The organism is Mesorhizobium sp. WSM4307, from assembly GCF_007003945.1.
Taxonomy (GTDB): Bacteria; Pseudomonadota; Alphaproteobacteria; order Rhizobiales; family Rhizobiaceae; genus Mesorhizobium.
On record NZ_VFTB01000019.1, the window covers coordinates 94,461 to 107,689 of the forward strand.

12 protein-coding genes are annotated in these 13,229 nt (G+C 59.5%); 5 read left to right on the forward strand and 7 right to left on the reverse strand.

Annotation, left to right across the window (positions count from 1 at the left end; translation table 11 throughout):
* Positions 1-46: 46 nt before the first annotated feature.
* On the reverse strand, positions 47-1,108 hold the full coding sequence (locus FJV83_RS33665) for a glycosyltransferase family 4 protein (RefSeq protein WP_142887053.1): 1,062 nt from the start codon (positions 1,106-1,108) through the stop codon (positions 47-49).
* A gap of 174 nt (positions 1,109-1,282) precedes the next feature.
* On the opposite strand from FJV83_RS33665, the gene FJV83_RS33670 reads away from it, so the two are divergent.
* From FJV83_RS33670 to FJV83_RS33685, 3 genes are all read left to right on the forward strand, one after another.
* Complete coding sequence (locus tag FJV83_RS33670) at positions 1,283-1,813, forward strand: hypothetical protein (protein WP_246688973.1); 531 nt, start codon at positions 1,283-1,285, stop codon at positions 1,811-1,813.
* A gap of 262 nt (positions 1,814-2,075) precedes the next feature.
* Positions 2,076-4,142 (forward strand): acyltransferase family protein, encoded by a 2,067-nt coding sequence (locus FJV83_RS33675; RefSeq protein WP_142887054.1) that lies wholly within the window; start codon positions 2,076-2,078, stop codon positions 4,140-4,142.
* Positions 4,143-4,494: 352 nt separating this feature from the next.
* A complete protein-coding gene (locus FJV83_RS33685; protein WP_142876800.1) occupies positions 4,495-5,193 on the forward strand; it encodes a CBS domain-containing protein in 699 nt (232 codons plus the stop codon).
* A gap of 301 nt (positions 5,194-5,494) precedes the next feature.
* Here the strand turns inward: FJV83_RS33685 and FJV83_RS33695 are convergent, their stop codons facing one another.
* The 3 genes from FJV83_RS33695 to FJV83_RS33705 all read right to left on the reverse strand — a co-directional run bounded on the left by FJV83_RS33695 (position 5,495) and on the right by FJV83_RS33705 (position 9,306).
* Positions 5,495-5,764 carry a DUF6455 family protein gene (locus FJV83_RS33695; protein ID WP_095774464.1) on the reverse strand — a complete coding sequence of 90 codons (270 nt, stop codon included), beginning with the start codon at positions 5,762-5,764 and terminating at the stop codon, positions 5,495-5,497.
* Positions 5,765-5,878: 114 nt separating this feature from the next.
* The gene (gene mgtA, locus FJV83_RS33700; protein WP_142887057.1) at positions 5,879-8,566 is read right to left on the reverse strand and encodes a magnesium-translocating P-type ATPase; all 2,688 of its coding nucleotides are present in this window, start codon (positions 8,564-8,566) and stop codon (positions 5,879-5,881) included.
* Positions 8,497-9,306, reverse strand: coding sequence for a universal stress protein (locus FJV83_RS33705; protein ID WP_179295969.1), 810 nt, complete (start codon positions 9,304-9,306; stop codon positions 8,497-8,499). The genes mgtA and FJV83_RS33705 overlap by 70 nt, the downstream gene beginning before the upstream one ends.
* A 186-nt stretch (positions 9,307-9,492) precedes the next feature.
* Here FJV83_RS33705 and FJV83_RS33710 point away from each other — a divergent pair, with 186 nt between their 5' ends.
* Positions 9,493-11,046: a PAS domain S-box protein gene (locus tag FJV83_RS33710; protein WP_142887058.1), complete on the forward strand. Its 1,554-nt coding sequence runs from the start codon at positions 9,493-9,495 to the stop codon at positions 11,044-11,046.
* The gene (fixJ, locus tag FJV83_RS33715) at positions 11,036-11,650 is read left to right on the forward strand and encodes a response regulator FixJ (RefSeq protein WP_095788842.1); all 615 of its coding nucleotides are present in this window, start codon (positions 11,036-11,038) and stop codon (positions 11,648-11,650) included. The genes FJV83_RS33710 and fixJ overlap by 11 nt, the downstream gene beginning before the upstream one ends.
* Positions 11,651-11,652: 2 nt before the next feature.
* On the opposite strand, the gene FJV83_RS33720 is transcribed toward fixJ, so the two are convergent.
* The 3 genes from FJV83_RS33720 to FJV83_RS33730 all read right to left on the reverse strand — a co-directional run bounded on the left by FJV83_RS33720 (position 11,653) and on the right by FJV83_RS33730 (position 12,778).
* Positions 11,653-11,922 carry a hypothetical protein gene (locus FJV83_RS33720; RefSeq protein ID WP_245438067.1) on the reverse strand — a complete coding sequence of 90 codons (270 nt, stop codon included), beginning with the start codon at positions 11,920-11,922 and terminating at the stop codon, positions 11,653-11,655.
* 95 nt (positions 11,923-12,017) lie between these two features.
* Positions 12,018-12,389 carry a cytochrome c gene (locus tag FJV83_RS33725; protein WP_245433489.1) on the reverse strand — a complete coding sequence of 124 codons (372 nt, stop codon included), beginning with the start codon at positions 12,387-12,389 and terminating at the stop codon, positions 12,018-12,020.
* 5 nt (positions 12,390-12,394) lie between these two features.
* Complete coding sequence (locus FJV83_RS33730; protein ID WP_246691952.1) at positions 12,395-12,778, reverse strand: phasin family protein; 384 nt, start codon at positions 12,776-12,778, stop codon at positions 12,395-12,397.
* Positions 12,779-13,229 lie beyond the last annotated feature (451 nt).

Consider the following 13,229-nt stretch of genomic DNA (forward strand, 5'->3'; position numbering starts at 1 on the left):
GGTCAACAGGATTGTCCCGTGCTGGGTTTTTCGGACGGGTGAAGGCCTACGAAGCTCTGCTTTGCTCATGGCCGTTGCGCAGCCGGGAATAAGCCTCGACGTAGTCCCTGGCCATTCTGTCGGCTGAAAACCGCCTTTCGAACACCGCCCTTATGCGCCGCCTGTCGAGCTGCAGGAGAGCCGGCATCGTGGCGACCGCATCCTCGATGGTCTCGACGACGAAGCCGGTAACCCCATAGTCGACGATTTCGGGCATGGCGCCGCAACTCCAGGCCATGACCGGAGTTCCACAGGCCATGGCTTCGATCACGGCAAGGCCGAAGGGTTCGGGCCAATCGATCGGAAACAGCAGGGCGGCAGCATTGCCAAGAAACCTGCTCTTCTGGTCCTCGCCGATTTCGCCGACATATTCGACCCGGTCGCCATCGATCATCGGTTGCACGACTTCCTCGAAATAGGCGCGGTCGCCATCGCCGATCTTGGCCGCTAGCTTGAGTTTCAGCCCGGTGCGGCGGGCGATGTCGATCGCCCGGTCCGGCCGCTTGTCGCGCGACATCCTGCCGAGAAAGGCAAGATAGCCGCCACCCGAACCTGCCTCGAAATCGGGTTCGTAGAGATCGACGGGCAGGCCGTGATGGATCGTGGCAAGCCAGTTGGCAGACGCAAACCGCGCCCGCTGGCTGCGCGATATGGAAACCATCGGGAAGCGTGGGAACCGGTCATAGGCCTGCGCGAGATCCGCGTAATCCAGCCTGCCATGCGGCGTCGTCACCGTGCGCTGCGGCATGTCGTGGAAAAACGGGAAATGCAGGAAATGGCTGAGGTGGAAATGAATTACGTCAAAATCGTCGGCGCGTTTCCTCACCTGGTCGAGCATCGACAGATGCGCCGCGATCTCGGACTTCAGCGGGCGCGGATCGAGACGAAGCGCCCGCTCGCGGCATGGCACGAGTTTGGCGGAGGTCTTCGTGTCGCCGCTGGCGAACAGCGTCACGTCGTGGCCGAGGTCGACGAGGGCTTCGGTCAGGTAGGAGATGATGCGCTCGGTGCCGCCATAGAGCCTTGGCGGAACGGATTCGTACAGCGGCGCGACATGAGCGATCTTCATGGCCCGGCCTTCCCTCAATGCGCTGGTCATGGAACGAAATGCTTCAGCCGCGGGATCGTTCCGGCCCATTGGCGGGTGCGACGAAATGATCGAAGGACGTTTGATGTCCGATCAAGCCGCCCTATTTCCTTTTGGCCGCCGAATTTGCGCGCACGGCAGGCCAGGGAGGCTCCGGTGGAACCCAAGGATGTGCAGGAACCCAGGGACATTGCAGCCCGCCGCCTGAGGATGATCATCGAACAATATGTCGAGGCCAGAAAACGGAGTTATGACTTCGTGTCGACGGATCTGGCCGCCAGGGTGATCCGCAAGATCCTGAAACCCGCGGACCCAGCCCTCTCCGACCGTAAGCTCGACGATATGGTCGCCGCCGTCGCCGTCAAGAACGGCCTTGCGGTCGTCTTCGATCGTGGCGTCAGAGCACCGACCGATGGCACCGTGGCCGACCTGAGCAGAAAGGAACCGACCATGCGAGCACCAAGGGAGACTCCCGATGTTGCCGGCGCGGTGGATGCCATTCTGGCCACCCAGACCGCCCCGATTTCCCAAAACTCCCCGCTTTCCCAAATTACTCCGCTTTCAATGAGCGCAGTGATCTCGTTGCTGCGCGAACGAACCGGCACCAAGCGATCGGACGCGGATCTGGAAGGCCTGATCGCCAAGAAGGCTGCCGTCCTGGACGTACATTTGTCGCGGAACGGCTGAACGGTCGGTCGCAACGCGCTGCGGAGGCCTGCGAGCGAGGCGAATGTCCTCCCTCGCGACATTCGGTTGCAGCCGAAAGCCACGGACCGGCCCCACAACGCCCTCGAACGAAACAAATCCTGTGTCCGGCCTTTCCCATGATCGGCACATCCTGTAATTGCCCGCAGGTTCAGGCTGCCGCGCTTCAACTGGCGTCTGGCTGGCCTTAACCGGAACGTTATCCGATCGGATTTCTTACCTACAAGAACGTGTGTTTCGTCCAATGGCCGATAATTTTGGTTCGACGTCGGAACGCTCGTCGAAGGACTATCTGGCTTTCCTTGACGGGCTCCGGGCCATCGCGATCCTGTCAGTAGTGTTCTACCATCTGTATGGCGACCGCTTCCCCAATGGTTTTTTAGGGGTTGATGTTTTCTTCGTAATTTCTGGTTTCGTCGTCAGCTATACCGTGTCGAGGCGCTACCGCGGCCAGTCCGCTTTTCATTTTGTCTTGGAATTCTATGCGCGCCGATTCACAAGAATCATGCCGGCCCTGTTGCTGTGCTTATTGGTCAGTGCACTCGCCACCTTTCTGTTTGTTCCGGACGCATGGCTGAGCACATCAATCAGCAAAACCGCTTCTTCGGCCTTCGTCGGCCTGAGCAACATCTTCCTGGCCAAGGGAACCGACTATTTTTCACCCGTGACCGAGTTTAACCCATTCACCCACACGTGGTCTCTTGGGGTTGAGGAACAATTCTACGTCGTCTTCCCGCTGCTGTTCTTTCCTTGGGTCATGGGACCGCGCGGGAAGAGATTCTCGGCGCTTGTATACGGTGCGCTCGCCGTCGCGTCGGTGGCGATATGGCTTCATCTACTGGATGCGAAACCGCTTCAGGCCTTCTATATGCCCCATGCTCGCTTTTGGCAGTTGGCATGCGGCATATTGTGCTTTCAGCTTGTCAGCCGGATAGGGGAACGGACGGGCTTCGAAAGGCATTGCAATCTTGCAGCCACGACCGCGCTGATAGGACTCGTGGCAACGTTCGCGCTCGACTTTGGCCAGGGCTCCGAAGGGCTTGAGAACATCGCTGCGGTTGCCTGCACAACAGTCTTGATCGGATGCCTCTACTACCTGGGAAGCGACCGTGCGCCACACTTTGCGGTGTTGGAAATAAAGCCCGTCAGGTTCGTCGGATGGATCTCTTATTCTCTCTACCTGTGGCATTGGCCAGTCTTCGTGATCGCAAGATGGACGATGGGCACCGAAACCACCGCCACAAAATTGGCGGCGTTGCTGGTCGCCGTGGCGTTCAGCCTCGGCTCGTATTTCTGGATCGAAACACCGACGCGTCGAATGCGGCTTCTGAGAACCGCCCCCGACATAGCCGTTGTCGCCCTCTTTCTGGCTGTCATCGCTGCTGCATTTTTTAGCTTCAAACTGATGCGCGACAATCGATATGAAATCGCCTTGAGCACGGTCATGAGGAATCGAGGCGAATGGTATGCGACCTCACCAGACACCTCTCCCCAGTCTCCTGGTTGCGCCGTCGTCACGGAAACTGTGGAAGAAGCGCTGTTCTTCACCAAAGGTGGGTGCCCGGCCGAAGGGCGTAGCGAGACCATGTTCGTGCTGGGCGACTCTCACGCGGGAGCCTACATTCCTCTCCTGAAGCGCTTCACGCTCGAAACCGGTATCCGAACAGTGGTGGTGTCGACCGCCGGTTGCCCGTTTGTCAGCTTGGATCTTCGCCACGACACTGAGCCGACGTGCGCTCATGCCACGGCTGCCGGTGCGGCCTACATAGCCAAGCTTGCCAAGCCTCGCGACCTGCTGTTCCTGCCCTCGCTCCGGCTGACTCGACTTAGCCTTCAATGGGCTTCTGGCCCCGACAGCAGCCCGCAGAGCAGCGAGCAGCAGAGGGAACAAGCCGTCAAGAACGCTATCGATCAACTTACCCCCCTCTCCAAGGCGGGACTGTCGATTGTTTTCGAAGGCCCAAAGCCAATCTTCAGGGCCCCGGCATTTCGATGCAGTGATTGGTTCAATTCAATGAACCCGTCCTGTACCAACGGATTCGACATCGATCGAAAGCTGATAGAAAATCTTCGATCACCAATTTTGAAGGGCTACGCTGAGATATCAGCGGCTGTGCCGAATGTTCACGTCTGGGACCCTTTGCCTACGCTGTGCCCACAAGTTACATGTTCGGCATTCAGGAACGGACACCCGTTGTTCTTCGACGGCGATCATGTCACGGCCTATGCCAATTCGCTTCTGGTGGAGGACTTCGTGTCGAAGATCGAGTCCACAATCTCCAAAGACCAAGTAGCACGCTTTGGGATGTGAACCACGTGCCGGCCGGCTTTGATCGCAGCAATGCCACAAGCGCGGCCTGGTTGTGCGCCTTGGCTTTGGACGCGGAACCGTGACACGCGGGTTGTAACGATCGCCATTCCTCTGATCGAAATTTGCGGTGCATTTCTGGTCACTGCGACGGCCTACCACGGTGGACTGCTTGTCTACGAACTTGGCGTGAACGTCGCCAAGACCGCGATAGCTGGTCGACCGGTTCGCGCCCTGTCATTCACGGCTCCAGCCTTGGACCATTTGCCTCCACCGACAAATGATTCAGATCAAGGCGCTTCGTGCATATGAAAGCTAAAGAAGCCGGACGTTGGAGAAACTCCGGAGAGCGAACATGCAAGCCGAAGCCATAATGAGCAAGCCAGTCGTCGGCATAGATCCGTCCGCATCGATCGCCGAGGCCGCCGGGTTGATGCTCTCCAAAAAGCTCAGCGGCCTCCCCGTCATTCGCAACGACGGCAGGATGGTGGGGATCGTCAGCGAGGGCGATTTCCTGCGACGCGGGGAACTGGGTACGGAGCGCAAGCGCTCGCGCTGGCTGGAATTTCTCGTCAGCCCAGGAAAGGCCGCCGACGAATATGTCCGCGCCAATGGTCGACGGGTTGAAGAGGTGATGTCGCAGGATGTCGTGACGGCATCCCCTGCGGCATCACTCGCGAAAGTCGTCGAGCTCATGACGCGTCACCATGTCAAACGCATTCCCGTCGTAGAAGCTGGGAAAGTCGTTGGCATCATCACCCGCTCTGATCTTCTGCGGGCATTGCTCGGCGTCCTTCCGGATGGAGGCGCTACGGTCATCGATGACGAACAGATTCGGCAGAACATCGCTACCGAGCTTGCGAGGCAGAAATGGGCTGGCAACGATTTGATCAACGTGATGGTGGACAAGGGCGTGGTGACACTGAGCGGCGCCATCTTCGACGAACGCGAGCGCCAGGCAGCAATAGTCGCCGCCGAAAACGTCGCCGGCGTCAATGCAGTCAAGGACAATCTCTTCTGCGCCGATCCCGTGTCGGTCGTCCTTGTTTCGTAGCGGAGCTGACATTGATCCGCAGCAAGGCACCATTGCCCTCTGTGTTGCCAGTCCTCGCCCAAGGCTTCGTCGCGCCTAGGGCGCGACCATGGGTATCAATGGTCGAAGGAGCAACAGGGCAAAGGCAATAAGCGCCGCGCCCGCAACTTTTTCTGCCAGTGTTTTGCCTCCGCAGAAGCGCCGCCCCAGCAAAAGCCACACCCGGTGGAACGTAAACCTATCAACTGCAACACGTGGCTTGCGTTGACTCTCGTTAAAAACACGGACAGCACGACATCGTCCAGGCTGAGTATTCGAATGATTACCGTTGACCGGCCGCATGCCGCAACCGAGCGATCAGGTCGCTGTTGCGGCAATAGTCTGGCGGGTTATCGGCTTGCTGATGTTCGTCGAGCCAAACCGAGCATTCGTCCTGGTGCCCGCAGGATTGGCAGCGGTCCACCGCCCGGTTGGTGACGGCGGTATGGTCTGCCACGACCTTCAATTGTCTGTCGACGCCCAGCTTCCGCATCATGCGGTCCATCAAGGTGGTTCTGGCATCAATTGAAATCAGGTAATCGAGAAAGGTCATGGTGATCACTCCTGCCTAGTGGCCATCATTGGCATGTTGGCGGCAGGCGGCGTTGATCTCGATCAACAGGCGGCATCGTTGCCGATCCCTGAGCCCCCAACAGGGAGCATGGCGCTAAACCTTGGCCACAAGGCGATCGAGAAAGGACCGCTGACGGGCAAGCAACTTCTTGCGGGCCCGACTCTCTTGTCCGAAAAACCAGCGCTTGGTCGCCTCCGAGGCGAGTAGATAGAGCGCGGTAATTGCGACAAGTCCGGCAAGTACGGGCAGAGGCAAGGGCACGAAGCCGAACCAGGCCGCAAACGGCAGATAGGGGATCATGATCGCGATAATCCCGACAGCCAATGTAAGCCAGGCAAGCAACGGGCTTGGACGGCTCGCCCAGAAAGCCCTGTGCGTGCGCACAATGAGCACGATGGCAAGCTCCGTCAGCAACGACTCGACAAACCAGGCGGTCTGGAATGCGGCCTCCGTGGCATGCGCGAAGAACAGAAGGAATGCGAAGGTCGCGAAGTCGAACAGCGAACTGACCAAGCCAAAGCTAATCATGAACCGCCGCACAAAACGGATATCCCAGTGGCGAGGTCTGTGCAGTTGGTCGGGATCGACGTTGTCACTTGCAATGGCGAGTGAAGGAACGTCGGAAAGGAAATTGTTGAGCAGGATCTGCTTGGCCAGAAGCGGCAGGAAAGGCAGGAACAGTGAGGCGACAGCCATGCTGATCATGTTGCCGAAATTGGCGCTGGTGGTGATGGAAATGTACTTCATCGTGTTCGCGAAGGTCTTGCGGCCATCGTCGACGCCGCGCACCAGCACGCCGAGATCCTGCTTGAGAAGGATGATATCGGCCGCCTCGCGCGCGACATCGACGGCGCTGTCGACCGAGATGCCTATGTCTGCCTCATGAAGGGCGGGCGCATCATTGATGCCGTCGCCCAGGTAACCAACGACACGGCCCCTGCTCCGCAACGCCTGAACGATGCGCTCCTTCTGGTTGGGGTCGATCTCGACGAAGAGGTCGGTGTGCTGCACGCCTGCGAAGAGCGCGCTCTTCGTCAATTTCGAAAGCTCCTCGCCGGTCATGATCCTGTCGGCCCGCAAGCCGATCGCCTGGGCGAGATGCGCGGCAACGTAACGGTTGTCGCCAGAAATGACCTTTACCGCGATGCCGCGCTGGGCGAGTTCGGCAAGCGTCTCCTTGACGCCTCTCTTTGGCGGGTCGAGGAAAAGCAGGAAGCCCGCGAAGGCGAGATCGATCTCGTCTTTCCTGCTGAACGTTTTCTGGCGCTCAAACCGACGGATTGCCAAGCCCAGAACGCGGTAGCCGTCCGCGCTCCAGCGTCGGAATTTTTCCTCGATTGCCGCCCGGTCCATTTCATTGAGAGGTTCCAGCCCCTTGGCTGTTCGGACGAAGCTGCAGGTTTCGAGGACATTTTGTACGGCACCTTTGGTAATCAGAAGATCCTGGGCGTCCTTGTTCCGCACCACGACCGATAGTCGCTTGCGAATGAAATCGTAGGGGATTTCGTCGACTTTCGTGAAGGCCGCCAATGATGCGCCCTCGCCTGGCGCACCGGCGATTGCTTCGTCCAGTGGATTCTTCAGTCCGGTCTGCAGGGTCGCGTTGAGACGTCCCCAGAGCAGGATATCGGTTGATGGATTGCCGTCGACATCGAGCCATCCATCCAGATGGATAACGCCTTCAGTCAGCGTCCCCGTTTTGTCGGTGCACAACAAATCCATGCTGCCCAGGTTCTCGATGGCATCGAGACGGCGCACGATGACGCCATTGACTGCCATCGCGCGAGCCCCTCGAGCCAGCGTCACGCTGATGATGGCCGGGAGAAGTTCGGGCGTAAGACCAACCGCCAGTGCCAGCGAAAACAGCAGCGATTCAATGAGCGGCCGATGCAGCATCAGGTTGGCGAAGAACACCAGAATGACAATCGCCAGCATGATCTCAGTCATCAGATAGCCGAACAGCCTGATGCCCCGGGCAAACCCTGTTTCGGGGATTTGTCGCTCCAGGGCCGCGGCGATCGACGCAAATTCCGTGCGGGGGCCGGTTGCTGCTGCAAGCACGGTTGCGGTGCCGCTACGGACGGATGTTCCCGTAAAGACCGCGTTGGTGCGCAGCGTGAGCGCGGCATCCGGCGCCGAGCGTCCCGGTGTCTTCACGGCGGGAAAGGTCTCGCCGGTCAGCACGGCCTCGCTGACATTGAAATCGCGCGCTTCCAGAATGATACCGTCGACAGGGATGAGGTTTCCGGCCGAAAGCCGGATCACGTCGCCCGGCACGATGTCGTCGGCGGCGACCGAGCACTCGGCGCCGTCGCGCAACACAATAGCCTTGCGCGAAATACGCTGTTTCAGTGCTTCGGTCGCCCGCGACGCACCGTACTCTTGGGTGAAGCTCAGGACGCAGCTTGCCAGCACGATCGCGCCGATGATCGAAGCCTCCTGGCCATCCCCGACGAAGGCCGATACGCAGGCCGCGAAAATGAGGATTAGGACCAGCGGGCTGCGGAACTGGCGGGCAAACACTGCCAAGGCCGACGCGCTTGACGTCGACGCGGGTGTGTTTCGGCCGAATTTTGCGAGCCTCGATGCCGCCTCGGACGAAGCAAGCCCCGAGACTGAGGTCTCAAGGCGTAGCAGGAGGTCATTGGTCTCGATCGACCAATAGGCACCGTCCTCTGGTGAGACGGATTGCTGGTCAGCCTCGCCTATCATCAATACGACATGAAGCGGTTGATGCCGCTCGCTTCGATCAGCGTGCGGGTAACGCCGCCGAACGCCCATTCCCGCAAGCGACTATGGCCATAGGCGCCCGAGACGATGAGGTCCGTATGGATCGAGCGTGCGAATGTCAGCAACCGGTCGCCATCAGCCTCACCGGCGATCAGCTCGGTTCGCGCCTTGATGCCATGGTGCTCGAGAAAGACCGCGACATCGGCGAGGCTGTCGCGAATGCTTTCGTCGCGGTCGGTGTCAATCGTGGCAATCACGACTTCGCTGGCTTTGGCCAGGAAAGGCAACGCATCAGCCATCGCCCGCCGCGCCTCCCTGGTGTCCTTCCACGCGACAAGAACGGTTTTTGCAAGGACGTGCTCGACGTTGGTTGCGGCGACCAGGACCGGACGCCCGGTGCCCAGTGTCAGGCTGCCGACATCCACGGCGCGAAACACATTGTCTCCTGCCTGGCCGGTAACGACGAGGTCGGCCGCTCTGGCGGAAACACAGAGGAACCGGGTCGGGCTGCAAACAGCTTGCCCCCATTCGCTGAAGATCGAAGCCGGAACCAGCCTTTCGAACTCGGCTCGCAGTTCTGCAAGCCGCTTTTCGATTTCCGTCCGTTGGATCTGCATGATCTCGCCTTCGTAGACCATGCCCTGGCCAGTCGCGACCAGGGGCGGAACATCCGCTGCCGCCAGACCGATGAGACGGGCTCCAAACCGTTCCGCCAGTTCGACCCCAACGTTTACGATCGGTGCGGGAGGTGCATCCACCGCAAGGTTTACGATGATCGACTTGTAGCACATTGCCGGCCTCTTTTCTGAAACGCAGGAATGCGCGATGAATTGCATTCGCGGGCGCCCGGCACCTTGATGCGCATCAAATGGCCCGACGCTGGCATTCCACGCGGAAGCCCCGATCCGTTTTGCGTGTGTGGCGAGAAGTGATAACTACGCCTTCGGCAAGTCTTTCGAATCCAGGGGCGTCAGCAGGTGAGCCAAGACGAAGCGCTTATTTTGTCGGCCGACGGGACGATGCTGAAATCCGTCTTGTCGCAGATGTTCGAGCAGGCCCCGGGCTTCATGGCGCTGCTGCAAGGACCAGACCATGTCTTCGAACTGACCAATGCGGCCTACCAAAGGCTTATTGGACACCGGCAAGTCATTGGAAAGTCCATCCGCGATGCCTTTCCGGAACTTGAGGGACACGAATTTTTCGAACATCTGGATCAGGTGCACAAGACCGGCGTGCCCTACAGGGGACAAGGTGTGAAGGTCGGCCTCCGCAACCATGAAGACGGGCCGATCGAAGAGCGCATCCTTGATTTCGTCTATCAGCCGATCAAGGGCGATGACGGGCGGATCACCGCGATCTTCATTGAAGGCACGGATGTCAGCGAACTCTCCTTTGCCAACGCCGCCCTTCGGTTGCGTGAGGATCATTTGCGTTCGATCCTGGCCACTGTGCCCGACGCCATGGTCGTCATCGACGAACAGGGGCGGATCCAGTCCTTCAGCACCGCTGCCGAAACGCTGTTCGGCTACCAGTCAAGCGAGGTCATCGGGCAAAACGTCAATCTGCTGATGCCCTCGCCCTATCGCGACGAGCATGATGCCTATCTGCTTCGCTATTTGACGACAGGAGAGCGTCGGATCATCGGGCTCGGCCGCACCGTTACCGGGGCACGCAAGGACGGCACGACTTTCCCGATGGAGCTTTCCGTCGGCGAGATGCACCCGGGAACCGGACGCTTCTTCACGGGCTTCTGCCGCGACCTGACCGAACGCCACCGGGCGGAAGCGAGAATCCAGGAGCAGCAGCAGGAGCTTCTCCATATGGCGCGGTTTACCGCTCTCGGCGAAATGGCTTCGACCTTGGCCCATGAGATCAACCAGCCGCTTACGGCGATCACGAACTATTTGAAAGGCAGCCGGCGACTTCTCGAGAACAGCAAGGAAGAAAATGCGCCAATGCTGCGGGATGCCGTGGATAAAGCCGCCGAGCAGGCCCTGAGGGCGGGAAACGTCATCAGGCATCTGAGGGATTTCGTTGCAAGAGGCGAAAGCGAGCGCCAGGTCGAACGACTGCCGACGCTGATCGAGGAAGCTTCGTCCCTGGCACTGGTCGGAGCACGGGAGATAAACGTCCTCGTCAGCTACAAGCTCGACCGTGCCGCCGAACTGGTGTTGACCGATCGCATCCAGATCCAGCAGGTTCTGCTCAACCTGATGCGCAATGCCGTAGAGGCAATGCAAGGCTCGCCGCGCCGCGAATTGAAGGTCACAACTGTCGCCCGCGATGATGGAATGGCCGAAGTGAGCGTGATCGATACTGGCCCAGGCCTTGCCCCGGAGGTCTCGGCGCAACTCTTCCAGCCCTTTGTGACCACCAAGAAGCACGGCATGGGCGTCGGGCTTTCGATTTGCCGCACCATCGTTGAATCGCATGGCGGTCACATATGGGCCGAGGCAATGCCGACCGGCGGGACGGCTTTCCGGTTCACCTTGCGCATCGTGGAGAAGGAAGAGGTCTCAAATGGCCGATAGTGATCTGGTGCATGTGGTCGACGACGATGTGGACGTTCGCAAGTCGCTCGGTTTTCTTCTGGCGACAGCGGATTTTGCGGTGCGCCTGTACGAATCGGCCACCGCTTTTCTGTCAACGGCAACGGGCAGGCTCGAGGGCTGCATCGTCACCGACGTACGCATGCCGGGTATAGACGGTATCGAGTTCCTGCGGCAGCTCAGAGCCGGCGGCCATACGATTCCGGTTATTGTCATGACAGGCCATGCCGATGTGGCGCTCGCCGTCCAGGCGATGAAGGAGGGAGCCGCCGACTTCATCGAGAAGCCGTTCGATGACGAGATGCTGATCGAAGCGATCCGTTCCGCATTGGCCAACCGCAACCAGGCGCATGCGGCGCATCCCCGGTCGGCGGATATCCGCGATCGCCTGTCCACCTTGTCGGAGCGCGAGCGCCAGGTGCTGGATGGGCTGGTGTCCGGCCTGCCGAACAAGACGATCGCATATGATCTGGGCATCAGCCCGCGCACCGTCGAAATCCACCGGGCCAATGTCATGAGCAAGATGGCGGCAGGCAGCCTATCACACCTCGTGCGCATGGCACTTATCGTGGAGTCCAAATCCTAGACTTATCGGCCAGGCTGAAGTCCATCGTCCTCGTTGAGCGTTTTCTCCATCACCCAATCGCGCCAATGGGTCGGTCGGATATCGACACGCGCGCCGGTGGTCACATTCTTCCAACCCTCCCCCACCCTTTGGCAGGGAAATACAAGCGCGTGCGCGCCGTCCTCGTCAAGGACGGCAAGTTCGAGATCGCGACCAAACGGAGCGTTTAGGATTGGCTTCCACATCGTATCAAGATGTCCGTAAACGATGGGCCGCGCTTTGATCTGCATCATTTTCTGGAATCACCCCGATCGCCGTCGGAATGACGTCGTTCTTGCCGCTCCTGATCGGATCCACCCCGGCTGTGCCTATTCTGCTGGTGTCTCGATCACGGTTGCTGCAGGCTGCTGATATAGGCGATGATCGCCTCGATCTGGTCAGGGCTCGCAACCCACTCAGGCATGTCCGGATGTCCCGTCGAGATGCCTTCCGCGAGAGCTTCCTCGAGATCCGCGATCGGATAGCGCTTCGACAAGGTGCGAAAGGCGGGCGCATCCGGATGGCTGCTCTTGTCGGTTCTGCCAACCGCGTGGCATCCGGCGCAATTGAACTCAACCAATGCCTTGCCGCGTTCGACCGTGCTATTTGCCAAGGCTGGCGGTGCGCAGCCAAGCCAAACCGCCACCAACACGGAAATCCACGCGCAATATCTGCGGCTGCTATTGTCCATACGGGTGTTCATAGCTGCCAGCCTTCGCATTCCGCTCAAGCGACTGTCCTCGCCGCTATGCCTTCAATCGCGTTTCTGGCTTCCTTGCGCACCAGCCCGGCCGATTCCGATGCAAGCTTGGACGTCAGTGTCGCAACCTTGCCGGCTTCGGTGACATAGTCCGAGGCCGCATTCTGCAGGAAGGTGGAGACGACCTCGAAGGCATCATTGAATTCAGGACCACCGATGAGATCGTCCGCCAGCTTGATATCCTGCTCGCAACGATGCCTCAGAAAGGCAAGCGTTTCGATCTGATAACGCATCATCGCCTTGAAGGCGTGCGCCTGGAGTGACACGGCGGCAAGAACCGCCTTCTGGCCATTTTCCGCCATTGGCAGCAGCTGCGTGCCGGATCGCGGCGGTCCTGGATAGCTGTGCATGATCGGCTGCTCCGTTGCGAGATGCCGCAACGCTAATGCCATTCGCCTCGGGGTCGTTGATCAGGATCAAGCCCTTTGACCTTTGCCGGGTAGGCAGCCCTTCAGATTGGTCGAGAGATTTACGGCTGATCTGATCATTGCGGGCGGTTACGGCCACAGCCGTGTCCGTGAAATGGCCTTTGGCGGCGTGACGCATTCTGTGCTGCGCAGCGGATCGCTGCATCGATTCATATCGAACTGAGCAAAAACACCTTCGCCCCTGAAGTTGACCTGAATCAAGGTCGCCCCTTCCCGCAAGGGGTTACGTCTAGCCCCGCCAAATGAGCGAGGAACCGGTGCGGCGACACCTGCGATCGTTCCACAGAAAAGGAGTTCGGACATGAACTACCAGCGGTTCTTCGAAGAAGCGATCGACCAGCTCCACGCGGAGCGGCGCTATCGTGTCTTCGCC

Excerpts from the sequence above, each read along its gene's own strand:
- mgtA (WP_142887057.1), bottom strand. The coding sequence starts at position 8,566 with ATGGGCGTTCGGCGGCGTTACCCGCACGCTGATCGAAGCGAGCGGCAT.
- fixJ (WP_095788842.1), top strand. The coding sequence starts at position 11,036 with ATGGCCGATAGTGATCTGGTGCATGTGGTCGACGACGATGTGGACGTT.
- FJV83_RS33695 (WP_095774464.1), bottom strand. The coding sequence starts at position 5,764 with ATGACCTTTCTCGATTACCTGATTTCAATTGATGCCAGAACCACCTTG.
- FJV83_RS33705 (WP_179295969.1), bottom strand. The coding sequence starts at position 9,306 with ATGTGCTACAAGTCGATCATCGTAAACCTTGCGGTGGATGCACCTCCC.
- FJV83_RS33725 (WP_245433489.1), bottom strand. The coding sequence starts at position 12,389 with ATGCGAAGGCTGGCAGCTATGAACACCCGTATGGACAATAGCAGCCGC.
- FJV83_RS33675 (WP_142887054.1), top strand. The coding sequence starts at position 2,076 with ATGGCCGATAATTTTGGTTCGACGTCGGAACGCTCGTCGAAGGACTAT.
- FJV83_RS33685 (WP_142876800.1), top strand. The coding sequence starts at position 4,495 with ATGCAAGCCGAAGCCATAATGAGCAAGCCAGTCGTCGGCATAGATCCG.
- FJV83_RS33665 (WP_142887053.1), bottom strand. The coding sequence starts at position 1,108 with ATGAAGATCGCTCATGTCGCGCCGCTGTACGAATCCGTTCCGCCAAGG.
- FJV83_RS33720 (WP_245438067.1), bottom strand. The coding sequence starts at position 11,922 with ATGATGCAGATCAAAGCGCGGCCCATCGTTTACGGACATCTTGATACG.
- FJV83_RS33730 (WP_246691952.1), bottom strand. The coding sequence starts at position 12,778 with ATGCACAGCTATCCAGGACCGCCGCGATCCGGCACGCAGCTGCTGCCA.